Source organism: Corynebacterium curieae, assembly GCF_027570035.1.
GTDB lineage: Bacteria > Actinomycetota > Actinomycetes > Mycobacteriales > Mycobacteriaceae > Corynebacterium > Corynebacterium curieae.
On sequence record NZ_JAKMUU010000004.1, the window covers coordinates 109,926 to 132,462 of the forward strand.

General features: G+C 61.1%; 24 protein-coding genes. 5 read left to right on the forward strand and 19 right to left on the reverse strand.

The window, feature by feature from the left end; genetic code table 11:
• Positions 1–46 precede the first annotated feature (46 nt).
• From L8V01_RS08055 to betA, 15 genes are all read right to left on the reverse strand, one after another.
• A complete protein-coding gene (locus L8V01_RS08055; protein ID WP_269946566.1) occupies positions 47–352 on the reverse strand; it encodes a hypothetical protein in 306 nt (101 codons plus the stop codon).
• A gap of 27 nt (positions 353–379) precedes the next feature.
• The gene (locus L8V01_RS08060; protein WP_269946567.1) at positions 380–697 is read right to left on the reverse strand and encodes a DMT family transporter; all 318 of its coding nucleotides are present in this window, start codon (positions 695–697) and stop codon (positions 380–382) included.
• Complete coding sequence (locus L8V01_RS08065; protein WP_269946568.1) at positions 694–1,053, reverse strand: DMT family transporter; 360 nt, start codon at positions 1,051–1,053, stop codon at positions 694–696. The genes L8V01_RS08060 and L8V01_RS08065 overlap by 4 nt, the downstream gene beginning before the upstream one ends.
• Positions 1,050–1,355 carry an MGMT family protein gene (locus L8V01_RS08070; RefSeq protein WP_269946569.1) on the reverse strand — a complete coding sequence of 102 codons (306 nt, stop codon included), beginning with the start codon at positions 1,353–1,355 and terminating at the stop codon, positions 1,050–1,052. The genes L8V01_RS08065 and L8V01_RS08070 overlap by 4 nt, the downstream gene beginning before the upstream one ends.
• Before the next feature lie 5 nt (positions 1,356–1,360).
• Positions 1,361–2,188 (reverse strand): VOC family protein, encoded by an 828-nt coding sequence (locus L8V01_RS08075; protein ID WP_269946570.1) that lies wholly within the window; start codon positions 2,186–2,188, stop codon positions 1,361–1,363.
• A complete protein-coding gene (locus L8V01_RS08080) occupies positions 2,189–2,473 on the reverse strand; it encodes an RNA-binding S4 domain-containing protein (RefSeq protein WP_005323225.1) in 285 nt (94 codons plus the stop codon).
• Positions 2,474–2,508: 35 nt separating this feature from the next.
• Positions 2,509–3,444, reverse strand: a complete 936-nt coding sequence (locus L8V01_RS08085) for a CE1 family esterase (RefSeq protein ID WP_269946571.1) — start codon at positions 3,442–3,444, stop codon at positions 2,509–2,511.
• Positions 3,437–3,766, reverse strand: coding sequence for a YbjQ family protein (locus tag L8V01_RS08090; RefSeq protein ID WP_269946572.1), 330 nt, complete (start codon positions 3,764–3,766; stop codon positions 3,437–3,439). Before L8V01_RS08090 ends, L8V01_RS08085 begins: the two co-directional genes overlap by 8 nt.
• A gap of 9 nt (positions 3,767–3,775) precedes the next feature.
• Positions 3,776–4,450, reverse strand: a complete 675-nt coding sequence (locus L8V01_RS08095; RefSeq protein WP_198492333.1) for a LysE family translocator — start codon at positions 4,448–4,450, stop codon at positions 3,776–3,778.
• Positions 4,451–4,586: 136 nt separating this feature from the next.
• Positions 4,587–4,790, reverse strand: a complete 204-nt coding sequence (locus L8V01_RS08100; RefSeq protein ID WP_269946573.1) for a hypothetical protein — start codon at positions 4,788–4,790, stop codon at positions 4,587–4,589.
• A 494-nt stretch (positions 4,791–5,284) separates the two neighbouring features.
• A complete protein-coding gene (locus L8V01_RS08105) occupies positions 5,285–7,177 on the reverse strand; it encodes a heavy metal translocating P-type ATPase (RefSeq protein WP_269946574.1) in 1,893 nt (630 codons plus the stop codon).
• Positions 7,174–7,533: a Cd(II)/Pb(II)-sensing metalloregulatory transcriptional regulator CmtR gene (gene cmtR, locus L8V01_RS08110; RefSeq protein ID WP_269946575.1), complete on the reverse strand. Its 360-nt coding sequence runs from the start codon at positions 7,531–7,533 to the stop codon at positions 7,174–7,176. The genes L8V01_RS08105 and cmtR overlap by 4 nt, the downstream gene beginning before the upstream one ends.
• A gap of 82 nt (positions 7,534–7,615) precedes the next feature.
• Positions 7,616–7,858, reverse strand: a complete 243-nt coding sequence (locus L8V01_RS08115; RefSeq protein ID WP_269946576.1) for a hypothetical protein — start codon at positions 7,856–7,858, stop codon at positions 7,616–7,618.
• 253 nt (positions 7,859–8,111) lie between these two features.
• On the reverse strand, positions 8,112–8,240 hold the full coding sequence (locus L8V01_RS08120; protein WP_269946577.1) for a chemotaxis protein: 129 nt from the start codon (positions 8,238–8,240) through the stop codon (positions 8,112–8,114).
• Positions 8,241–8,421: 181 nt separating this feature from the next.
• The gene (betA, locus tag L8V01_RS08125; RefSeq protein WP_269946578.1) at positions 8,422–10,197 is read right to left on the reverse strand and encodes a choline dehydrogenase; all 1,776 of its coding nucleotides are present in this window, start codon (positions 10,195–10,197) and stop codon (positions 8,422–8,424) included.
• Between the two features lie 333 nt (positions 10,198–10,530).
• Between betA and betT the strand changes: the two genes are divergently transcribed.
• Positions 10,531–12,780 carry a choline BCCT transporter BetT gene (gene betT, locus L8V01_RS08130; protein WP_269946579.1) on the forward strand — a complete coding sequence of 750 codons (2,250 nt, stop codon included), beginning with the start codon at positions 10,531–10,533 and terminating at the stop codon, positions 12,778–12,780.
• A 45-nt stretch (positions 12,781–12,825) separates the two neighbouring features.
• Positions 12,826–14,403 (forward strand): aldehyde dehydrogenase family protein, encoded by a 1,578-nt coding sequence (locus L8V01_RS08135; RefSeq protein ID WP_269946580.1) that lies wholly within the window; start codon positions 12,826–12,828, stop codon positions 14,401–14,403.
• 229 nt (positions 14,404–14,632) lie between these two features.
• On the opposite strand, the gene L8V01_RS08140 is transcribed toward L8V01_RS08135, so the two are convergent.
• Together L8V01_RS08140 and L8V01_RS08145 are read right to left on the reverse strand one after the other, a co-directional pair.
• On the reverse strand, positions 14,633–15,178 hold the full coding sequence (locus L8V01_RS08140) for an NADPH-dependent FMN reductase (RefSeq protein ID WP_269946581.1): 546 nt from the start codon (positions 15,176–15,178) through the stop codon (positions 14,633–14,635).
• A gap of 38 nt (positions 15,179–15,216) precedes the next feature.
• Entirely contained in the window at positions 15,217–15,906 is a 690-nt protein-coding gene (locus L8V01_RS08145; RefSeq protein WP_269946582.1) for an alpha-ketoglutarate-dependent dioxygenase AlkB, read from the reverse strand.
• 52 nt (positions 15,907–15,958) lie between these two features.
• Between L8V01_RS08145 and L8V01_RS08150 the strand changes: the two genes are divergently transcribed.
• Both L8V01_RS08150 and L8V01_RS08155 read left to right on the forward strand, forming a co-directional pair.
• The gene (locus L8V01_RS08150) at positions 15,959–16,624 is read left to right on the forward strand and encodes a sugar O-acetyltransferase (RefSeq protein ID WP_269946583.1); all 666 of its coding nucleotides are present in this window, start codon (positions 15,959–15,961) and stop codon (positions 16,622–16,624) included.
• Entirely contained in the window at positions 16,625–18,892 is a 2,268-nt protein-coding gene (locus L8V01_RS08155) for an ATP-dependent RNA helicase (RefSeq protein ID WP_269946584.1), read from the forward strand.
• On the opposite strand, the gene L8V01_RS08160 is transcribed toward L8V01_RS08155, so the two are convergent.
• The gene (locus L8V01_RS08160; RefSeq protein ID WP_269946585.1) at positions 18,893–19,663 is read right to left on the reverse strand and encodes a TSUP family transporter; all 771 of its coding nucleotides are present in this window, start codon (positions 19,661–19,663) and stop codon (positions 18,893–18,895) included.
• A gap of 113 nt (positions 19,664–19,776) precedes the next feature.
• Here L8V01_RS08160 and L8V01_RS08165 point away from each other — a divergent pair, with 113 nt between their 5' ends.
• Positions 19,777–20,868 carry an AbrB family transcriptional regulator gene (locus tag L8V01_RS08165; protein WP_269946586.1) on the forward strand — a complete coding sequence of 364 codons (1,092 nt, stop codon included), beginning with the start codon at positions 19,777–19,779 and terminating at the stop codon, positions 20,866–20,868.
• On the opposite strand, the gene L8V01_RS08170 is transcribed toward L8V01_RS08165, so the two are convergent.
• Positions 20,865–22,535, reverse strand: coding sequence for a DUF885 domain-containing protein (locus tag L8V01_RS08170; RefSeq protein WP_269946587.1), 1,671 nt, complete (start codon positions 22,533–22,535; stop codon positions 20,865–20,867). The two genes, L8V01_RS08165 and L8V01_RS08170, sit on opposite strands and share 4 nt — an antisense overlap.
• Between the last annotated feature and the right edge of the window lie 2 nt (positions 22,536–22,537).

A 22,537-nucleotide genomic window follows, 5' to 3' on the forward strand; every position in this document is an offset into this window, starting at 1 on the left:
TTTCGCGCAGGCCAAACTCGTGGATGATGCCGGGGATGGCCTGCGGTTAGCGGCGGTCCAAGTCGGTAGCCACGTTGTCATCGCTCACACGAATCATATGCTCCACGCGAGCTTTATCGGCCGGTGCGCCGTATTTTAGAACCCAATAGCCCAAGTAGAGCTTGCTCAAAGACAGCGCGGGGCGAGACTCATGGGAATTAGCGGTAGAAACCGTGGCCCCAGAATCGTGCCGGACGGTGATTTGGGTGCGCGCGGGCACAGCGTGCGGGTCGAGCGTGACAGCCTGGGCGGCGGGGATGGTAACGAGGGAGAGTGCGGTAACCAAGGAACCTACCGCCAGCTTTTTCATCATGAAAATATCCTAGCGCCGCCGTGGGTATTACGCACCGGCTTCTACGAGCAGCACTCCCCCGACAATGAGCACCACGCCCAGAGATTTTAACCAAGTAAACGGCTCCTTGAACAGGAGATACGAGGCAATGGCGGTAAGCGCAACGCCAGTGGCAGCCCAGATGCCGTAGGCCACGCCAAGATCCATGCCGGCCTTGAGCACGAGCGCCAAGAAGCAGTAGGCAGAGACATAACACAGGGCGACGAGCACCACCCAGAAGCGGCGCCCAGTCACTGCGGACATGCGCAGGCACAGCGTGCCGGAAACCTCGATGGCGGTGGCGAGGAAAAGAAGGAACCAAATCATTGCGGCGCCACCTTCACAGTGTGGTCTTGATCCTCATCTGGTTTCGCACCCATTTCCACGCAGAATACGCCGGCCATAATAAGTGCGATTCCGGCAAGTTTTACTGCGCCGAGCGGCTCGCCAAATAGCGCGGCGGACAGCAACGCGGTGGAAATGACCCCACCGGATGCCCAGAGTCCATAAGCCACGCCCACGTTGACGCCTTCTTGCATTACGCGGTGCAGGAGCACAAAAGCAAGGATGAAGCAGAAGGCGGCCACGCCGTAGATCCAGACATACTCCACGGCGTACTTCAGCGCGACGGTGCCCACGACTTCGCTGGCAATCGCGAGAAAGAGAATGACCCAGGCCCTCACTCCATCAACTCCTGTAATTCGCGGGCGTCGATTCCGTGCTCGTGCATTTTAACGCGGCCGCCAGCGTAGGCGATGGATTCGCGATCCCACAATTCCGCGGCGCGGGCGGGATCATGGCAGGCGCCATCGGCGCGGACCACGCGCCACCATGCAGCACCGGCACCGTGGCGTTTTAGTACGGTACCGACGTTGCGCGCGCCGCAACCGGCCACCTTGGCCACCTCCCCATAAGAGGTGACGTTGCCGGGCGGAATCGCGGCAACGACCGCCAATACGCGTTTGACCAGTGGCGATTCACCCATCTCAGTTACTGTGGGTCGAGTCCCAGCACGTCATCCGATTCGGTCGGTTCCTCTTCGGGGGCGTCTTCGACCTCGGTAAGAGTGATGGTCGCACCGGTGGAATCAGCCAGCAGGCACATGCGGCCAAAGGGCGAATCCCACGGTTCACGGATGACCTCGCCGCCTAATTCCACGGCCTTCTTCGCAGCAGTGTCGATATCGCGCACGCCCAAATAGGTCTGCCAGAAGCTCGGAACCTGCGGCGGGAACTGCCCCTCGGCGTTCCACAGGCCGGCAAACGGCGCACCGTCTTCTTCCGCGGTGGCGTAGATAAAGTTCTCATCCTCGGACTGCATGGCGCGGATCTCCCAATTGAATAGCTCGCCATAAAAATTCATCGCGCTCTGGAAGCCCGAGGTAGCGGTGAGCTCGTGCCAGACCGGGGTGCCGGGCTCGCCAGCGGCAACGAAGTGCTCTGGGCCGGCGGGTTGAATGAGGCCAAACATGCCTCCGGCGGCGTCGACAAGCAGGGCCATGTGCCCCAGCTGCACCTGCTGCGGCTCCACAAGGATGCGCCCGCCCAAGTTCTGCGCGCGCTGGCAATCGCCCGCAATGTCCTTGGACAGGAAGTAGGTCACCCACGTATCCGGCATGGGGGCCTCCTCCGGCTGCGGGATCAACCCAGCGATGGGCAGCCCTTGCAGGCGCGCCATCTGGTACGGATTATCTTCGCCGGACTCGGCGGAAATTTCCCAGCCCAGCACCTGCTCGTAAAAGTGTGCGGACTTGCGCGGGTCCGAGGTGGTCAGGTCAATCCAGTAGGGCATGCCCACTTCAGCTTCGAATGCTGGCATCTACATATTCCTCCACTTTTCCGGATCAAAGTCATCGTCGGCCGTGGCTTCATCAAAGTAATCATCGTCATCATCCGGCTCGCCCACGCGCGCGCAAGCATCCTCGATGCACACCTCGTCGCCTGGGTGGAGCATGGCACCCCGGCGCGTTTCGGGTTCGCCATTGACCGTGACCACGCCTTCTGCGATGAGTTCTTTAGCCTCGCCGCCGGTAGCCACCAAGCTGGCCAGCTTGATGAACTGGCCCAATTTGATGGAGTCGCCGTTGATAGGAATGTCTAGCATGCCGCCCAGCTTACCCAGCCCGCGCGCGGCTATAGCTACGGGTGGGCGATATGGAAGAAATCCAGGACCGTATCGGTGGTCCACTCCGCCCTCACCAGCCCGGAATGGTCCGTGGCCCCGCCATTCCACGTGTGCGTGCCACCGTGGATGGTGTATTGCTCGGTGCGCGCATCACATACCCGCCAGGTAAAGTGCTCCACCGCTTCTTTCCGACGCCTCTTTGGAAACGGGTTACACCCATTCTCCCTGGCAATCCCGCGCAGCGATTGCTTTACCGAGCGGTAGTGCGCGCCGTGTTGGTGCCCGCCATCGTAATTCATGAGCACGTCCTCGGTGCCGTGAATATCCAGGTAATGGGTGGGTTCGCTGGCGCAGTCCTTTTCCACGCGGTCATACTTGGCCGCCGAGACCGTCGCCACCGCCTCGAATAGGCCCGGCCGCTTGCAGCTCACCGCGCGGGCAAACCCGCCACCATTGGAAAAGCCCACGCCATAGGTGGTCTCAGAGGCGGGATAGTGACGGCGGACGAAATCGATCGTGTCATCGACGTATGTGAGGTCATCGTCCAAGCTGGTTACCGCATACGGTGCTGGCGCCCATGCCTTGCCCGCGCCTTGAACGAAGACCGTGATGGCATCACCCTGGGAGAGGTCGGTGCCTTTGAACATATTGCCGGCGTCCATCTCATAGCCGTGCATTGCCACGACCACGGGCAGGCGGTGGTGCTTATCCGCGTTAAACGGCACGTGGACCACAAAGCTGCGGTCATTGCGCAGGTTAATGATCTGGTACTGGCCATTGGCCGTTGTGCCTTGGTCCGGCAGCGTGGTGATATAGCCATCGGCCGCGCCGTGCGATTCATTCGGCACGCTGCCCGGCCGCGGCGGTTCTTCCTCGCAGCCTGCCATGAGCCCAGCGGCCGCGCATAACCCAGCGCATAGAGCCAGTGTTTTCTTGCCTACCTTAGTCACGGGCGCGCAGCTTCACCGCAGTGCCGGTGGCAGTGACCATCAACGTGTCATTCGAGGTGCCCATGGGCGAATAATCAAAGGCGATGCCCACCACGCCATCGGCCCCGAGCTCCTGCCCGCGGCGCCACAACTCATCGAGTGCCGCCTCGCGTGCCTTGATGGCTTCGCTTTCGTATCCAGCAGAGCGTCCACCGGTGATATTGCGGAGGGATGCCCCGAAATCCTTCAGCATATTAATACCGATGACGGTCTCCCCGGCGATAATGCGGATATAGTCCGTAATCTCATAACCATCAACGGTATTAGTAGTGGTAAAAATCATGGCCCCAGATTACATCGCTATAAGGCCACGCACTCCTTCAAAAAGGATGATGATACCCAGCAGCAGGAAGACCACGCCGCTGACAATATCCACCCAGGCGGAGTTCTTAGCCATCCACTTTGAGACCGCACGAGTACTTAAAGCCACGCCTACAAAGAGCACGAGGCTTTCCAGAATCAATACGGCACCCACCATGAGATTGGCGCCAATGCCCATACCGGGATCAATGAAATTGGCAAAGATAGCGCCGAAGAAAATGACCACCTTGGGGTTCGAGAGATCGCAGATAAACCCCATGCGATAGGCGGTGGCCGCCTTGATAATGCCGTCCGGCGTAAACCCGCGCGGCTGCGGGGCGCGGGTTTCGGTGCCCACTACGGTTGCGGGTGCGCGGCGCTCCTTAATGCCACCGGTAATGGCGGTATAGGCCATCCACAGCAGGTAACAGCCACCGAGAACCTGCAGCGCCACGAGGATGCCAGGGTGCGCAGAAATCAGCGCGGATAGCCCCGCCAAGGAGGCCACGGTCCAAATGGTAAGGCCGGTGGTACTACCAAGCGCCGCCCATACGGCTGCGCGCGTAGAACGCGCACCTAAGCGAATGATTTGCACTACGTCTGGGCCCGGCGAGGCCATCGCCGCGAACCACACGCCCATTAAGGTCACCAGGGCGCTAATAGCCACCTAACACCTCCATACTCGCATGCTATTGGATTAACGCATGCCACTATAAGGGCCCTCTCACCTGCAGCGAAACAGGTAAGTTTTTTGATTTAGGTAGATCCTATATCAACTCTTTTATAGAAATCCGCCACCTGCACTAACCGAAGAGCTCGATAGCGCCCTCCACGGCCATAACGAGTCCCAGCACCGCAAAGATAAGACCGGAAACGATATCGATGGCCGCGGAGTGGTGCGCAATCCAGCGCGATGCCGCGCGCACAATGAGCGCAAAAGTAGAAAACCAGGTCACCCACATCGCCACGAGGATTACCGCCACCGCAACGGTCCAAGTGGGCGACATATCGGGGCGAATAAACTGCGCAAAAACTGCGCCGAAGAATCTGCATCTAGTCGGTTACGGCAACTGGAACGGCGAGGGCTCGGCAACGCTGATGAGGGTTGGGGCCTTTATCAAACACACTGCCCAGGTAGTCGCGGGCTGTGTCGATGAGACTCGACAGCACTCCGAATGGATGTCCGTGGTATCAAGACCGCTGAACTATTCAAGTTGCGGGACAAAAAGAGTCTCGCAGTGACGCTTGGTCCCTGAGCAAGTTCGATCCTTCCACGATCTGCGCTGGAGACGCCGAGCGCTCGGGGCCCTTGACCTGCTAGGATACGTGCCGGGTGGGGCTCGCCCACAGCCCCCGTGCCCACCCGCACCGAGAAGGGACAGGTCACCGGGTACGATCCCGATTCCACGGAAACGGATCGTAAACTCAAATGACGTGCCTGGCCCAAGGTGTGTCCGCTCGGCGTGTGGTTTAACCCTTATGAGACTTGCCGGTCACAGCCTCAGCGCTTCGCTTGCGCAGCCCGCAGGCCGTTCAAGATCACGATCACTTCGGCGACCTCGTGAACCAACACGACGGCGGCCAGACCCAGCACGCCGCTGATCGCCAGTGGCATCAACACGATGATGATGGCCAGAGACAGCACGATGTTCTGGTTGATGATCCTGCTTCCTCGGCGGGCGTGCTGCAGCGCCTTCGGGATTAGCCGGAGGTCGTGGCCGGTGAAAGCGACGTCAGCAGACTCGATCGCGGCGTCAGAGCCGGTCGCTCCCATCGCTATGCCCACCGTCGCACCCGCCAGTGCCGGCGCGTCATTGATGCCGTCGCCGATCATCGCCGTCGGCGTCTTGGAGGAGAATTCAGCGACGATGCTTGCCTTGTCTTCAGGGCGCAGCTCGGCGCGCACGTCATCGATTCCGGCGATTCCAGCCAGCGCCCGGGCGGTGCGAGTGTTGTCGCCGGTGAGCATGCTTACTTCCACATCGTTGGCGTGCAGGGCCTGCACGGCTTCGGGCACCTCGGGCCGCAACTCGTCGCGGACCCCGATCGCCCCGGCGAGGGCGTCATCGACGGTGACCAGGACGCAGGTCTGGCCCTCGGACTCCATGCGCTCAACGTCCGCTTTCAGTGGCCCGGCGTCGATCCATCGGGGGCTGCCCACCAGCACCCGTCGGCCTCCGACGGTGCCGCCAATGCCATGCCCAGCTTCCTCGCTGATGTCCGAGGCGGTGGGCGCTTCGGGCCCCGCTGCCGCGATCGCCGCGGCGAGGGGGTGTGTCGATTGCTGCTCAACTGCCACCGCGAAGGAAAGCACCTGCGTCTGATCGAATCCGTCTGCCGGGACCACTCCGGTAACCTCAGGCTGGTTGCGGGTAAGGGTTCCGGTTTTGTCCACTGCCAGGTGACGGATGCTGCCGAGTCGCTCGAACGCCGCGCCGGACTTGATGACCACTCCGAACTGGCTGGCCGCGCCGATCGCGGCCACGACCGTCAGCGGCACGGAGATTGCCAGCGCGCACGGCGACGCTGCGACCAGGACTACCAGCGCACGGGTGATCCACGTCTCAGGGTCGCCCAGCAGCGAGCCGATAACGCCGACCAGCACCGCCAGGATCATCACCCCGGGCACTAGGGGTTGGGCAATCCGGTCGGCGATCCGGGCGCGGTCACCCTTTTCCGCCTGCGCTTGCTCGACTAGGTCCACGAGTGTGGTCAGCGAGTTGTCCGTTCCAGCTGCGGTCGTCTCGACCTCCAGCACCCCGGCGGAGTTGATCGCTCCCGCAGGCACTTCGTCGCCGGGCGCAACCTCCTCCGGAATGGATTCTCCGGTGATCGCTGAGGTGTCAAGGCTGGAGCGCCCGGACCGAATGATGCCGTCCGTGGCGATCCGCTCCCCGGGGCGCACGAGCATTAGCTCGCCAACCTCGAGGTCCTTCGCTACGACCTCGGCCGCTGTGCCGTCGCGCAGCACCGTCGCGGTCTGCGGTACCAGCTTCAACAGTGCCCGCAGTCCGCCTTGGGCCCGATCCATCGCCTTGTCTTCCAGTGCCTCGGCGATCGAGTACAGGAATGCCAGCGCCGCGGCCTCTCCGACGAATCCGAGGATCACCGCGCCGACCGCGCTGATCGTCATTAGCAAGCCAATGCCGAGCTTGCGCTTCGTGACAAGGTTCCGGATCGCTCCAGGCGCGAACGTGTAAGCGCCCAACAGCAGGCCAACCCAATACAGTACCGTCGCGGGCATCTCCAAGTCGGACCAGTCCAGCGCCAGTCCTGTTATGAGGGCTACGCCGGAGAAGATCGGCAGCAGTAGCTCAGGGTCCTTCCACCATGGCCGATCGAGCTCGTCAATCTCCGTGACGGGCTCGTGTTCGCATCCACATGCTGAACTCATGCGTCCGTTCCTTTCTCGCCGCAGTCGGGCACCGAGCACTCAGTGTCGATGCAAGGGGCATTCTCGTCGACGGCCAGCGTCGCGTGGACCAGCGCTTCGAGCGCTGCCGCGAGGTGGGGATCGGCGATTTCGTAGCGGGTCTTGCGGCCCTCCGGCTCAGCGACGACAATGCCACAATCGCGCAGGCAGGACAGGTGGTTCGAGACGTTCGAGCGGGTCAGATCCAAGCTTTGCGAGAGCACGGCCGGGTAGCTCGGACCGTCTAGTAGGGTCATCAGGATTCGGGAGCGCGTCGGATCAGCCATGGCCCGGCCGAGCCGGTTCATGACGTCGAGGCGCGAAGTAATAGTCAGCATGTACTGAACTATACAGTATTCGATGAACTATTTAAAATGGGCTGAACTAACAGTCACGCGAAGGTCCTGCGACCTGCAAGAATTAGTCGATGGGATAGCCGATGACTGGTCCTTCACGGTTCGGCTGCCAACTCAATGCGGGGGCGATATGGGCGGCGAAATTCTCCAGAATCTTCACGTGGATGTCCACACCCACCCCTGTGGGGATGGTGATGAACAGGGTGTCGGCGGACATGACGGCGGCGTGGGTGCGGCCAGCGACACTGACACCAGGTTCTCCATCAAGGGCTAGACACTCACGGACATTGCGTACGGGTCGAACCACACGTAGCGAAGCTTTCTAATAGCCAAATGACTAACTCTTTTCGCTGGTATCCGGGAATGATACTTCCTTGAAGTCGGCGGCCTTGGCTACCCCGCGTACGAAGTACTGGAACTGCTGCTTGGAAACCACTTTGGTCTACGAAGCCATAGCCTTCAAGCTACATCGCAGGAAAATTCCATTTCACGGTCGGTATGGGCCTTTTGCAGTTGGTTAATTCGAAATTTGTTCACCGTCTCCTTAGCCACCCACACGCTTAACACGGTGTTTGGTCATCTTCGCGCGAGGCGAGTAGCTCCTTTAAGTGCGAATCGATGTCATCGAGCTTTTTAATAACGGCAACGGCGAAAACGATACTAATGACTAAAGCGATAATGCTGAGCATCAATGCCTTCCTTTACTCTGGTACCCCATTTCATTGGACCTGGTTCCTTGCGAGGCGATTAAATCATGGTTCTGGTCAGGCGGAGGGGTGCGCGGTGGGGACAAGGAGACGTCGGCAAGCAAAAGCGCCGCGCCCCCAGGGAAGGGAAACGCGGCGCTAGAGCAATCCGGCGGGAGGGTGCTTAGTGGTCGGCGCCCTGGATGGAGTGCTTGTGATCACGGACTGCTTCGCCCTCAGCGTAGAGCGGCATATCCTGCTTAGCCTTGTACCACTCAGCGCGGTTTGGCTCCAGCGGGGTACGGCCGGCGATGAGGTCAGCGGCCTTCTCGCCCACCATCATGGTTGGGGCGTAGATATTGCCGTTGGTCACGGACGGGAAGACGGAGGCATCCGCAATGTAGAGGCCTTCGACGCCCCATACACCCATGGTGTCTGGGTTAACCACGGCCATAGGATCGGACTCCGCGCCCATCTTGGCGGTGCAGGATGGGTGCAGCGCGGTCTCGCCGTCGTTGCGGACCCACTCCAGGATCTCCTCGTCGGTCTGGACATCCGGGCCGGGGCTGAACTCGCGGGCACCTACCTCTTCCATAGCCTTGGTATCCAGCAGGGAGCGGGCAACGCGTACGGCCTCAACCCACTCGCGGCGGTCCTGGTCGGTCTTCAGGTAGTTGAAGAGGATGGACGGCTTGTCGTGGATATCGGCGCTCTTGATGTGAACGTGGCCCTTGGTATCGGAGAACATCGGGCCCACGTGCCACTGGAAGCCGTGCTTGACGTCCGCCTTCTGGCCGTCGTAACGCACGGCCATCGGCAAGAAGTGGAACATGAGGTTCGGGTAGTCCTCGTTCTCATTGGAGCGCACGAAGCCGCCACCTTCAAAGTGGGAGGTAGCAACTGGACCCTTGTGGGTCAGCAGCCACTGCAGACCCATGAACGGCCAGCGCCACTTATCCAGGTAAGGCTGGGAGGAAGCGGTGGACTTGGTGGTCTCATACTGGATGTAGACCTCGAGGTGGTCCTGCAGGTTCTCGCCCACACCCGGCAGGTGCTTGACGACGTCGATGCCGTGCTTCTCCAGAATCTCACGGTCACCAATGCCGGAGATTTCCAACAGCTGCGGGGTGTTAATGGCACCGGCGGACAGCACGATCTTTTCGGCATAAACGCGGTGAACGCCGCCCTGCCACTCGTACTCGACGCCGACGGCCTTCTGGCCCTCGAAGAGGATCTTGGTGGTAAATGCGCGGGTGCGGATCTCGAGGTTCTCGCGATCCATATTGGGGTAGAGGTAGGCACGGGCAGCGGACCAACGCTTGCCGTTCTTAATATTGCGGTCGAACGGAGCGAAGCCCTCCTGGCGGTAACCATTGACGTCATTGGTCAGGTTGTAGCCAGCTTCCTGCACGGACTTAAACAGGGCTTGGAAGAGCTCGGAGGTAGCCGGACCGCGGGAGAGGTAGAGCGGGCCATCGTGGCCACGGCGCGGATCGTTCGGCTCGGCCGCAGCGGCGGTTTCCATGCGGTTGAAGTACGGCAGGCAGTGAGCGAAGTCCCAGTTCTCCATGCCCGGGTTCTGGCCCCACTTCTCATAGTCCATCGGGTTACCGCGCTGGTAGATCATGCCGTTAATGGAAGAAGATCCGCCGAGAACCTTGCCGCGGGCATGGTAGACGCGGCGGCCGTTCATCTCCGGCTCCGGATCGGACTCGTACATCCAGTCATAGTTCTTTGCACCGATTGGGAAAGAGAAACCGGATGGCATGTGAATGAACAGATCCCACAGGGAATCCGGGCGGCCAGCCTCAAGGACCAGCACGCGGGTGTTCTTGTCTTCGGTCAGGCGTGCGGCGATGACGGAGCCTGCGGAGCCACCGCCAACGACGACTACGTCGCTTACTTCATCGGTGACCTTTTTAGCGGAACGCTTCTTGGTCAGCTTGTCCATAAAACCCATAAATCCCCTTCTTTCTGTGAAATATTTCACACGTCAAGATTGCCCCACCGGAAGTGAAAATATTGTAATTTATACAAAACTCTGCATTTATTCACATCGCCTTATGTGCGGGCACTATCTCCAGAGTACACACCCCTCTAGAAGTTTGCCCATCTTAATGTATATTTACCTTGTCCGGATGGATGTCTCTGGAGATGAAATCCGAAGTCTTTGCGCATAGTTCGCCCTAATATGATTCATTTCACTCACCTATCTCTCCCTGCGATCTTGTGAGACTTTTGGGGCACTCGTGCGAAAGATTCGGCCCAAACCAATCAACAATAGGAGAAGTAGATGGCTAACTTTGACCCTCACGATCCTGAGGAGTCTCACACTTCCAATAAAGACCCCCAACAAGGGGGTAAAAACACCTCTCTCGCAACCCCATCTGGAGAGCCCAAGAAGCGCAGCCCGCGCTACCAAGTTCGCGCCCTCGTCGGTAGCTACAAGGCTGAAACCGGCGATGCCGTAGGCGCGGATCAGGTCCCTGCTCCCAAGACCAACTGGCCGGTATTTATCATCTCCGGCGTCCTCATTATTGCCATGGCGCTCTATGCCGGACTCGGCCGCGATTCCGCGGCAGAGACCCTCGCCAGCGTCACCGGATGGATCGGCACCAACCTCGGCTGGTTCTACGTTCTTACCGCCACCATCGCCGTGGTCTTCGTCCTCTCTATTGCCTTCTCCAATGCCGGCAATATTCGACTCGGACCGGACCATTCGCGGCCGAAATTCAATACTTTCTCCTGGGCATCCATGCTCTTTGCCGCCGGCATCGGCGTGGACCTCATGTTCTTCGCCGTGGCCGAGCCGGTCACCATGTATATGCAGCCACCGGTCGGTGACGGCGAGACCATGGAAGCCGCCAAGGAAGCCGTAGTCTATGCCATGTTCCACTATGGCCTGACCGGCTGGGCTCTTTATGCTCTGATGGGCATGGCCTTCGGTTATTTTGCCTACCGCCTCAATATGCCGCTAGCTATCCGCTCCGCGCTCTACCCGCTCATCGGCAAGCGCGTGCACGGCCCCATCGGCTCCGCGGTGGACATCGCTGCCATGCTGGGCACCGTCTTTGGTGTGACCGCCTCCCTGGGTATCGGTGTGGTGCAGCTGTCCTATGGCTTCCACCTCATCTTCGGCATTGAGCAGGGCTTCGGTCTGCAGGCCGCGCTCATCATCATCGCCATCACTATTGCCACCCTCTCGGCCGTATCCGGCGTGGATAAGGGTATTCGCTTCCTCTCCGAGCTGAACGTCTACCTGGCCATTGCGCTGATGATCTACGTCGTGGTCTTTGGCAAGACCGCCTACCTCTTCGATGCCATCGTGACCAATATCGGTGACTATGTCTCGAAGTTCCCATCTTGGACCATGGAAACCTTCGCCTTTGCCGATGACCAAGCCCACGTGGATACCTGGATGCAGTCTTGGACCCTCTTCTTCTGGGCTTGGTGGATTGCCTGGGCTACCTTCGTCGGCCTCTTCCTGGCCCGCATCTCCCGCGGCCGCACCTTGCGCCAGTTCATCTTTGGCACCCTGACCTTCCCGTTCCTGTTCATCTTGATGTGGATGTCCTTCTTCGGTAATACCGCCCTGGACATGGTCCGCTCCGGTGACTACCCAGAATTCGCCGAAAACGCGATCAACGTGCCGGAACAGGGCTTCTATGACATGCTGCACGAGTTCCCAGGCTCCGGCATCGTCATCTTCTTGACCACCTTCATCGGCCTGCTGCTCTACATCACCTCGGCCGACTCCGGCGCGCTGGTGATGTCCAACTTCACCTCTCGCATTACCGATAATCGCCAGGATGGCGCGCGCTGGCTGCGCATCTTCTGGTCCATCACCGTGGGCGCGCTGACCCTGGCGCTGCTGCAGATCGACGGCATCGCCACCGTGCAGTCCGCGACCGTTGTGATGGGCCTGCCCTTCGCGTTCGTGGTCTACCTCATCATGTTCTCCCTGTGGAAGTCCCTACGCCTAGAAAACGTCCAGCGTGAGGCCCGCACCACCGCTATGCACGGCGTGATTTCTTCCCGTACCGAGCGCGAGCCTGCGGATTCCAACCTCTGGAAGAATCGCCTGGACCGCGCCAATACCTTCCCTTCCAAGCAGAAGATGGATACTTACCTGCGCGATACCGCCACCTACGCTTTGGAGCAGGTTGCTACCCATATGCGTACCCGCGGCTACGACGCCATCTTGCTCACCAGCGAGCTTCCCGACGTCGAACTGCCCCAGCTCGACCTAGAAGTAAAGCTGCACAATGAGCGCATGTTCCGCTACCAGCTCTTCCCGGTAGCGGCCGAGCGCCCCGACTTCAGCGCGGGCGAAGGCAACGAGTACTACCGCTTCGAGGTCTACGATATGACCGGTTCGCTGGGCTATGACGTCTACGGCTATTCCGAGAACCAAATCATCAATAACGTGCTGGATCTCTACGAGCGCCACTTGGCCTTCCTCTACATGCAGCAGACCCAGCCGGGCGATTCCGATGTCTCCGATGGCGCCGAGCCCGAGCGCACTTGGCGCGAAGATAGCTAAGCTGGCCATTACAACTACCTCTATGAGAGAAAGGTTGCTTTTCACTTGAGCACCCAGAACACTTTGTTCGACCCCACCCAGACCGAGCTGCTGAAGGGCGTACATGCCGACGGCGCCCCAAAGTCCCTGTTTATCAACGGTAAGTGGGAAGCCGCCCAAAGCGGCGAAACCCGCACCATCATTTGCCCGGCCGATGGCTCCACCGTCGGCCTCGTCTCCGAAGCCTCCGACGAGGACACCGAGCGCGCCATCAAGGTTGCCCGGGAAGCCTTCGATAACGGCGAGTGGGCCAATACCCCGTCCGCCGAGCGCGGCAAGCTGGTCATCCGCGTTGCCGATTTCATCCGTGAGCACAAGGAACTTTTCGCTCAGGCCGAGTCCGCTGATACCGGCAAGCGCTACGAGGAGTCCTTGGGCGATATGGATGACATCGCCAACGCCTTCGAGTACTTCGGCACCCTGGCCCAGCACCAGGCCGGCCGCGTAGTCGACCCGCAGGATCCTAATCTCCGCTCGCGCATCGACGCCGAGCCCGTTGGCGTCTGCGGACTGATTACCCCGTGGAACTACCCGCTGCTGCAGGTCTCCTGGAAGGTGGGCCCGGCCCTGGCAGCCGGCAATACCTTCGTCCTCAAGCAGGCGGAGCTCACCCCGCACACCGCGATGCTGCTCATGGCCGCCCTCAAGGAATGCGGCCTGCCCGACGGCGTGGGCAACCTCATCACCGGCGCTGGCGCTAACTGCGGAAGCCCGCTGTCTCAGCACCCAGACGTGGACATGGTCTCCTTCACCGGCGGCCTGGTCACCGGCAAGATCATTGCCAAGAATGCGGCTGAGACCGTCAAGCGCACCGCGCTCGAGCTCGGTGGCAAGAACCCGAACGTCATCTTTGCCGATGCCGACTTCGACGTCGCCGTGGACAACGCCCTCAATGGCGCCTTCTTCCACTCCGGCCAGGTCTGCTCTGCAGGCTCCCGCATCGTCGTGGAAGAGTCCCTGCACGATAAGTTCGTCGATGCCTTGGTAGAGCGCGCCAATAAGATCAAGATCGGCGGCCCGACCGATGACAAGGCCGAGACCGGCCCGCTCATCTCCGCCGAGCACCGCGAGAAGGTTGCCGCCTACGTGGACAAGGCCCGCGAGCAGGGCGCCAAGATCCTCACCGGTGGCCGCGCGGCTACCAGCGAGGACACCAATGGCCAGCACGGCACCGGCACCACCGACCTGGGCGCTGGTGTGTACTACCTGCCGACCATTATCGATGGCGCTACCCGCGAGATGGACTGTGTCCACGACGAAGCCTTCGGCCCGACCGTGACCATCGAGACCTTCACCACCGAGGAGGAGGCCATCGAGATCGCCAACGACACCGAGTACGGCCTGGCAGGCGCCGTCTACACTTCCGACGCCGGCCGCGCCGAGCGTGTTGCTCGCGCCCTGCGCCACGGCACCATCTGGATCAACGACTTCCACCCTTACCTACCGCAGGCAGAGTGGGGCGGCTTCAAGCAGTCCGGCAACGGCCGCGAGCTTGGCCCCACCGGCTTGGCTGAGTACCAAGAGCACAAGCACGTGTACCAGAACCTCTCCCCTGCCGCTTGGGACCAGTTCGGCCTGCAGTAATTAAGCCGGCCGCATAATAGTCAGCCCCCGCTGCTCACGAAGAGCGCGGGGGCTGAATTTTTGCGCGAGGGACAAGTTGCGGCCACGCTATTGGTCTCGTTCGCCTACCAAAAGGCTAGAACGCGGCTGTTGTGTAGTTCCCAAATGCACAACAAGCACATAGTGACAATTTCACGGGAGAAAATCTACGAAACGCGCTTATTATGCACCCAGGGCCAACGTGGACCGACTAAGCAGAAAGGGCGTCTTCCAGCTCAGCCAGCAAGGAGTTGGTGCGCTCCACCTTGGCATCCACAGGGCGGAACTCGCCGTCGACCCAGTCAGTAAAGAAACCAAAGTCCAGCTGATTGCGAAGCTGGGGCATGGAGAAGTTCACTACGATAGAACGCCATGCTTCCACGCCGCGGATTGCCCCGGCCGGTCCGTAGCCAACGAAGGCAACCGGCTTGCCCGCCCACTCTGCGGCCAAGCAGTCAAAGGCATTCTTGAATGGACCCGGCACGGAGCGGTTGTACTCCGGGGTAACAAAAACGAAGCCATCGCAGGCATCCACTGCATCAGACCACGCCTGTACTTTTGCATCCGCGTACTGCTTATTAGCGGCAGCGGGAACGACCTCGGTGGTCAGGACCGGGATATCGAATTCCTTGAGGTTCAGCAGGGTGTACTCCACGCCGTCCTTACGGCCCTGGGCCAGGTCATAGAGCCACTCGCCCACTTCCTTGCCAGCGGCCTTATCGCGGGTAGTGCCGATGATGATACCGATACGAGACATAAGAGAACCTTCTTTCCTTCAAGCTTTATGTAACATCCCTAGCCTACCGCTCGCGCAGATACTTGTCTGATGGTGATGTTGATACGTCCTTCACTCAACCCGCACCCCTGCGGCAACGTGCCATCGTTTACGCGCACCACCCCGTGGTAAGCAAAGCGCTTCGGTCCGCCAAAGACCACCAAATCACCACTACATAGCGTGATATCGTCCCATGGCCGCGTGCGCGACTCGGTATGGCCCATGCGGAAAAGCGCCTCATCTCCAATGGAGAGCGAAATCACTGGGGCGGGCGATTCCTCAGAATCATCCACATGCATGCCCATAGCCGATCCCGGCGGGTAGTAATTCACGAGTGCCATCTCCGGCACGAAGTTCTCCGCCCATGGCTCTAGCTCGGGTGCCACCTCGGCCACGGCGCACAGCGCTCCCGGAGCAATCCGCCGCAGGCTCTCCGGCACCGGCGGAACCCGCGTGCCGTCCATATTGTCTACATACCGATAGCTGGGATAATGCCAATACCTGCCCAGATGCAGCTGAAATACGCTCATCTGTCCGCCCGATTTCAGCCGCGGACGCACCATCGCCATCGGCGTCGCCGCATACTCGCGCGCAATGCCGCGCATCTCTTCCACCAAGGCTTTCTGCTTATCGACGCCCACCCATCCCGGCACATGCCCCACCCCCGGAGCCACACGCACGCTCGGCCGCGGCAGCGAATCAAAAAGCATGACCTCACCCTAATCCCAGCACCCCAATAAATCGATCCACTCACCCTCTACAATGACACCCATGGATGCACAGAGGCGGCAGGACATGGAACACTACGGCTCATGGAAGCGGATGACCAGCGGGGAGTGGTTCCTGCCGAGCATGCCGGAGGCGAAAGAAGAGCACCAGCGCACTTTTCGCTTGGTTAAGCAGCTCAACGAGCTGCACAATACGGACCAAGAGCGTGCCGAAGGCATCCTGCGCGAGATTCTGCCAGAAGAATCTGCGGTGCCGGGCCTGCACGTGCCGATGAATCTGGAGTATGGCTGCAATCTAGTATGCGGTGAGCGCGTCTTCATTAATTTTGGCACCACCATCTTGGCCCAGGCCAAGGTGACGCTGGGTGATGGCGTCATGGTGGGCCCCAATTGCTCCCTGATTACGGTGGGCCATCCGGTAAACGATCATGAGATGCGCGCCGGTGGATGGGAGATTGCCAAGCCCATCACCATCGGTGACAACACCTGGTTCGGTGCCAATGTCACCGTGCTGCCGGGCATCACGATTGGAAAGAACTGCGTTATAGGTGCAGGCACGCTTATTACCACCGATATCCCGGATAATTCGCTGGTCCTGGGAACACCCGGCCGCGTGGTGCGCAAGCTGGAGAATAATGAGGACGCCTGGGAGCGCCAGGATCTCAACGGTCCTGTCGAGGGTTTTGGAGCCGCCAACTAAATGTTTGATCTCGCTCGCATCGGCGCGGGACTGCCCGTAGCCGAGACCATCGATTCGCTGCCTGAAACCGGAAACGTTGTCATTCAGGCCCCACCCGGTACGGGTAAAACCACGCTCGTGCCACCGGCGCTGGCCAATCATGCGGCAGGGCGCGGAAAGGTCATCGTCACCGCCCCGCGCCGTGTGGCTGTCCGCGCGGCCGCGCAGCGCTTGAGTACTCTTAGCGGCACCCCGGAAAAGGTCGGCTTTGCCATCCGGGGTGAGTCCCGCAAGGGCAGTGAGGTCGAGTTCGTCACGCCGGGCGTGCTGCTGCGCCGCCTGCTGAAGGATCCAGAGCTCGAGGGCGTGGCCGCCGTTGCCATCGATGAGGTCCACGAGCGCCAGCTCGATACGGATCTAGTACTAGGCATGTGCCTGGAACTGGCCGAATTGCGCGAGGACTTTCGCGTCATCGCCATGTCTGCAACCGTGGATGCGCAGCGCTTTTCCCAGCTTATGGACGCGCCCGTCCACGTCACCGAGGCAGTCACCCATCCGCTCGATATCCACTACGCCCCCATGCCGGGCAGGGCGGCGGGAACGAGGGAGTTTTACGGGGACGTCGCCAAGCAGGCAGCCCGCCAGCAGGAATCAACGCTGGTCTTTGTGCCCGGCGTGCGCGAGGTTAATCTCGTGTGCGATGCCTTAGCAGGCCACAATGTTTTCCCGCTGCACGGCAAGCAAACCACCGCGGAGCAAGACGCCGCGCTGTATACCGATGAGCGGCGCATTGTCGTGGCTACCTCTATCGCGGAGTCCTCGCTTACCGTGCCGGGCGTGCGCGTAGTGGTAGATGCCGGGCTCTCCCGCGTTCCCCGGCGCGATGCGCAGCGTGGCATGTCCGGATTGGTGACGGTGTCTACCTCAAAATCGAGTGCGGATCAGCGCGCTGGTCGTGCCGGCCGTGAGGCTCCTGGCACCGTCATTCGCTGTTACGCGCAGGATGATTACCAGCACTTTTCTCCGCATACCACCCCGGAGATCCTATCTGCGGATCTGACCCAGGCCGCGCTGTTTCTGGACTGCTGGGGCGCGGGCCCGGACTTCCCATTGCTCGATCCGCCGCCGGCTCCGGCCCTTGCGGCCGCGCACGCCACGCTTGAACGCATTGGTGCCACACAGGAGCTCGCCCTCCTGCCCACCGATCCGCGCCTCGGTGCCTCCTTGCTCCGGCATGGCAGCCAAGCCGCACCCATCATTGCCTCGCTTGCCGACGCCCCCTTAACCCCCGATCTCACCCGTCACCGCCCACCCCAAAGGGAGGTCAAGCGGCTCGCCCGACTGGTAGACGATCTCGGCCCCGCCGATCCCGGTGAGGTCGTCGCCACCGCCTTTCCCGAGCAGGTGGCTAAGCGCATGGGCGAGGATTACCTGCTGGCCAGCGGTACCCGCGCACGGCTGCTGGACAACTCGGGCCTGGCCGGCGCCTCGTGGCTTGCCATCGCGGAGGTATCTCTGTCCAACGCAGGCAATGCCATCATCCGCTCGGCCGCCCGCATCGAGGAAACCGCAGCGCTGGACACCATCGGCGTCACCGAGGAAACCCGCGCCTTCCTGCGCGATGGCCGCGTGCGCGGCGTTAAGGTCAAAGCTGCGGGCGCCATCCCGCTCTCTGAAACCCCTGTCAAGGTCACTGGCCCCGCGGCCGAGGAGGCCCTTGCCGCCGGCATCCGCGAGGAAGGTTTGGGGCTTTTCACCTTCAGCGAGAAAGCCCAAAGCTTAAAAGACCGCTTGCGCCACCTGCACGCCCACTATGGCGAGCCTTGGCCCGATGTCGATTCCGCGGATCCCGCCGAGTGGCTCGGCCCCGAGCTCCACCGCATTGCGGAGGGCACTCCCGCTGCCAAGCTAGACATGTACCCCGCGCTGCAACGCCTCCTGCCCTGGCCGGAAGCCACCCATCTGGACGATCTCGCTCCCGAGCGCCTCCCAGTCCCCTCCGGTCGAGACGCACGAATCGACTGGTCCGGCGACCGCCCCGTGGTCCACATCAAGCTGCAAGAATGCTTCGGCCTGGCCGAGTCCCCCGAATACTGCGGCCACCGCGTGCAATTCCACCTGCTCTCCCCCGCCGGCCGCCCGCTTGCGGTTACCGATGATCTCGCCAGCTTCTGGTCCGGCCCTTATGCCGGCGTGCGCGCCGATATGCGCGGCCGCTACCCCAAGCACCCGTGGCCGGAGGACCCGTGGAATGCGATTGCTACCGCGCGCACCAAAAACCGAATGTAGTTAGCCCCATTGCTGCCAGCCTAGGTAGCAGCTCATAACCACGACCAAGGTAAGTAGCGCGTAGCGGATGAATTTGGCACCGCCACCAAGTACGGTACGAGCGCCGAGAAGTGCGCCCGCGATATTGGCTACGCCGAGCACGATGCCTAGCGTCCACCACACGTGTCCGCCAATAATAAATACGATAAGAGCACCTAAGTTGGTAGCGGTATTGACTACCTTGGCCATGGCCGCAGAGGTCAAGAAATTCTGCGCAAAAATAGAGGTGAAGGCCATGATCAAAAACATTCCGGTACCCGGACCGAAGATGCCATCATAAAAGGAAATGATGCCGGAGAGCACCAAGACCACGACGGTCCGCCAACCACCACGGGTTCCGGCCGCATCGCTGCTGCCAAAGTCTGGCTTGAAGGCCACGAAAATGCCCACGGCCACCATGAGCACGATGATGATGGGGCGCATGATGTCCTTGTCCAAGCTCGAGGCCACGCTGGCCCCCAACCCGGAGCAGACCAGCGCAATGAGGATGAAGCGCGCCATTTCTGCCTTGTCCAGCTTCACCTTGCGCGCAAGGGTCACAGCTGCCGAGCCGGTGCCAGTCACCGCGGCGAGCTTGCTAGTGCCCAAAGCGGCGGCCGGAGCAAGGCCCGGCAGGACCGCTAGCAGCATCGGGATCAGGATCAATCCGCCACCACCGATGACCGCATCGACCCACCCCGCGGCCGCGGTACCAAAGAAGAGAATTATCCACTGCACCACATCGATTTCCATGCTCCCGATCATAAATCTTAAATGATGTAAGGTGATAACCCGCCTACTGCCATCTCCGTAGTGGAGAAAAAGCAGGCATTATACTTTTGTCGCAGCAGAACTAGGAGGCTCGCATGGCCGCACAGCAGGAAGGCACCGGGCTTAGTGCCCATACCGTGGCACGGTGGGCCATTGTTGTTCCGGCATCGGTCGCACTGGGCTGGCTTTTTAGCATGTGGCACGTACCTGCGGCTTGGATCTTGGCCGCGATCCTCTCCTCCGGCGCCATGGCGCTTTTTACTGGGGAAGATCTGCGCGTGAACCGCAGTTTTTATAGCATGTCGCGTGGTTTTATCGGCATGATGGCTGCGATCCCGCTGACCGTGGTGCCGGTGGGCCAATTGCTTGGCTTCCTGCCTGCCGCCCTGACGATGTCCTTTGTCACACTGATGGTAGGCGTTATCGGCGGCCAACTCCTACATCGCGCGCAGCCAGACGATGTCTCCTCCGAAACCGGCATTTTATCCATGCTGCCGGGCGGTGCTTCGCTGATGCCTGCGCTTGCCGACGAACTCGGTGCCGACTTCCGCTACGTCGCCCTCACCCAATACCTGCGCCTCTTAGTAGTCTCGGTATCGCTACCCGCCGTGGTCGCCTTATTGGACACGCCCGCCGGCGAGGGGGCGGATCTTTCGGTCGACGGCGAAACCACATGGTGGATAGTTGCCCTAGTGGTTGTCATTGCCTGCATAGGAGAAAAGGTAGGCAAGTTCCTCCATCTCCCCGCCGCCGCGGTGCTCGGTCCCTTACTGCTGACGGTTCTAGCCTCTTTCGTGTTGCCGGAGGGCCACACGCTCGAGCCGCTCTATGCATTTAAGGTGATGGCGTTTTTGTCCATCGGCTGGGTCTGCGGCGGCGGGCTTTCGCTGCCGGCGCTCAAAGCCTTTGCCAAGCAATTACCCGCCACGGTTCTTTTCATCGTGGTCATTATCGGCATCTGCGCGGCCACCGCCTGGCCGCTGACTAAGTGGCTGCACATCACCTACTTTGAGGCCTACCTGGCCACCAGCCCCGGCGCGCTGGAGACCGTGCTCGCGCTCTCGGCCGAGGGCGGGGCCGGGCCCGCGGTCATCGCGGTGCAGCTCACCCGACTCATCGCAGTGCTGGTCGTAGCGGGCTACTTGCCACAGCTGTTGCGGCTGGCCCAGCGGCTGCTGCGCCGCTAGTTGTCCAAGACGGCCTCGCGCAGGACGGACATCGGCACGGAGCCAAGGGCGAGGGCCCCGGAGTGGAACTCACGCGCGCTCATCCCCTGCTTCTCGGCCGCGGCGCGGGTCTCCTGCCACAGGCGCTGTCCCAATGCATAGGACGGCGCTTGGCCCGGCCAGCCGAGGTAGCGATTGACCTCAAAGTTGAGGTTCGCATCATCCATAGCGGTGTTCTCACGCATGAAGGTCTTCACGTGCGCCTTGTCCCACACGCCGGACGTCGAGCAATCCGGCAACTGCTTGCCCAAGTGCAATCCGATGTCCACGACCACACGGGCGGCGCGCAGGCGCTGCGCATCCAACATGCCCATGCGGAAGCCCGGGTCATCCATGTAGCCCAGCTCCGCCATGAGCTGTTCGGCGTAGAGCGCCCAGCCCTCGCCATGACCAGAGTTCCACGTCACCGCGCGGCGCCACAGATTGAGGTCTTCTTGCACCAGCGCAGAGCCTAGCTGCAGGTGGTGGCCCGGCACGCCCTCGTGGTGGACGGTGGTCAGTTCCTGCCAGGTGTGGAATGTGTCCTGGCCTTCTGGCACGGACCACCACATGCGGCCCGGGCGGGAGAAGTCATCGCTCGGCGGGGTATAGAAGATGCCGCCGGTGCCGGCCGGATCGATGCAGCACTCGATCTCTTCGACTTCCTCCGGAATATCGAATTCCTTGCCATTGAGCTCAGCGATGACGCCATCGGCAGTAGATTGCATCCACTCCACCAGCGCATCGGTGCCGCGCAGGGTATAGCGCTCCTCGTGGTTGAGCTTGCGCATCGCCGAGCGCACCGAGCAATCGGAGCCGTAGAGCTCGTGGGCGATCCTTTCCTGCTCCGCGCGCAGGCTGCGCACCTGATCCAGGCCCCACTCATAGGCCTCATCGAGGTTAACGGCATCGCCCACAAAGAGCTTGGAAAAGCGTTCGTAGCGCTCGCGGCCCACGGCGTCCTTGTTAGGCGCCTGGGGCTGCAGGTCATTGGAGAGCCAATCGGAGAACTCGCCAAAGGCCTCCTTGGCCTGCTGCACCTCGGCGGAGTCGGCGTCGAGGCCGAGGGACTCGAGCATCGAGTCGGCGTCGGCAAGCCGCTCGCACTGCACAATGACCTCGGAGATCTGGCGGTGCGGTGCCACCATGCCGTGGGAGGCCGCTTCCTCCAAGGAGCTGCGGTAGCCGGCCAGGGAGGTCTTCACCTTGGACAGGCGGGAGCGAATGGCATCGCGGTCCTCGTCCGTGTCCTGCGGCATGAGCAGCAGCGTATCGCGGATGGTCTGCACCGGGGAGGCGATGTTATTCAGGCAGCGTACATCCTCGCTGTGGTGGTGCAGATCTAGTTCAAGGCAAAGGCGATCGCGCAGGACGGCCGCGGTGACATAGTCCACGTCATCAAAGTCATCCTCATCATCGGACTCATCGGTGGTGTCATCTAGGGCATCCAGGTCCGCGACCATTTCGCGGGTGCGGTCTGCGATGGCGGTGAAGTACTCGGGGGAGAAATCCTGCAATTCGCCCTCGTAGCCGTCAATGCCCCACGCGGTGGCATCGGTGGGGGAAAGCTCGGCTAGGTCGTGAACGAAGTTATCGCACGAAGCGTCCAGTAGAGAGGGCTGGCGCTTAGCGGTCTGCTCAGAACTCATAA

Coding starts and splice junctions, on each gene's coding strand:
- L8V01_RS08055 (WP_269946566.1), bottom strand. CDS start 352: ATGATGAAAAAGCTGGCGGTAGGTTCCTTGGTTACCGCACTCTCCCTC.
- L8V01_RS08060 (WP_269946567.1), bottom strand. CDS start 697: ATGATTTGGTTCCTTCTTTTCCTCGCCACCGCCATCGAGGTTTCCGGC.
- L8V01_RS08070 (WP_269946569.1), bottom strand. CDS start 1,355: ATGGGTGAATCGCCACTGGTCAAACGCGTATTGGCGGTCGTTGCCGCG.
- L8V01_RS08075 (WP_269946570.1), bottom strand. CDS start 2,188: ATGCCAGCATTCGAAGCTGAAGTGGGCATGCCCTACTGGATTGACCTG.
- L8V01_RS08080 (WP_005323225.1), bottom strand. CDS start 2,473: ATGCTAGACATTCCTATCAACGGCGACTCCATCAAATTGGGCCAGTTC.
- L8V01_RS08090 (WP_269946572.1), bottom strand. CDS start 3,766: ATGATTTTTACCACTACTAATACCGTTGATGGTTATGAGATTACGGAC.
- L8V01_RS08100 (WP_269946573.1), bottom strand. CDS start 4,790: ATGTCGCCCACTTGGACCGTTGCGGTGGCGGTAATCCTCGTGGCGATG.
- L8V01_RS08105 (WP_269946574.1), bottom strand. CDS start 7,177: ATGAGTTCAGCATGTGGATGCGAACACGAGCCCGTCACGGAGATTGAC.
- cmtR (WP_269946575.1), bottom strand. CDS start 7,533: ATGCTGACTATTACTTCGCGCCTCGACGTCATGAACCGGCTCGGCCGG.
- L8V01_RS08120 (WP_269946577.1), bottom strand. CDS start 8,240: ATGCTCAGCATTATCGCTTTAGTCATTAGTATCGTTTTCGCCGTTGCC.
- betA (WP_269946578.1), bottom strand. CDS start 10,197: ATGGGTTTTATGGACAAGCTGACCAAGAAGCGTTCCGCTAAAAAGGTC.
- betT (WP_269946579.1), top strand. CDS start 10,531: ATGGCTAACTTTGACCCTCACGATCCTGAGGAGTCTCACACTTCCAAT.
- L8V01_RS08140 (WP_269946581.1), bottom strand. CDS start 15,178: ATGTCTCGTATCGGTATCATCATCGGCACTACCCGCGATAAGGCCGCT.
- L8V01_RS08145 (WP_269946582.1), bottom strand. CDS start 15,906: ATGCTTTTTGATTCGCTGCCGCGGCCGAGCGTGCGTGTGGCTCCGGGG.
- L8V01_RS08150 (WP_269946583.1), top strand. CDS start 15,959: ATGACACCCATGGATGCACAGAGGCGGCAGGACATGGAACACTACGGC.
- L8V01_RS08155 (WP_269946584.1), top strand. CDS start 16,625: ATGTTTGATCTCGCTCGCATCGGCGCGGGACTGCCCGTAGCCGAGACC.
- L8V01_RS08160 (WP_269946585.1), bottom strand. CDS start 19,663: ATGGAAATCGATGTGGTGCAGTGGATAATTCTCTTCTTTGGTACCGCG.
- L8V01_RS08165 (WP_269946586.1), top strand. CDS start 19,777: ATGGCCGCACAGCAGGAAGGCACCGGGCTTAGTGCCCATACCGTGGCA.
- L8V01_RS08170 (WP_269946587.1), bottom strand. CDS start 22,535: ATGAGTTCTGAGCAGACCGCTAAGCGCCAGCCCTCTCTACTGGACGCT.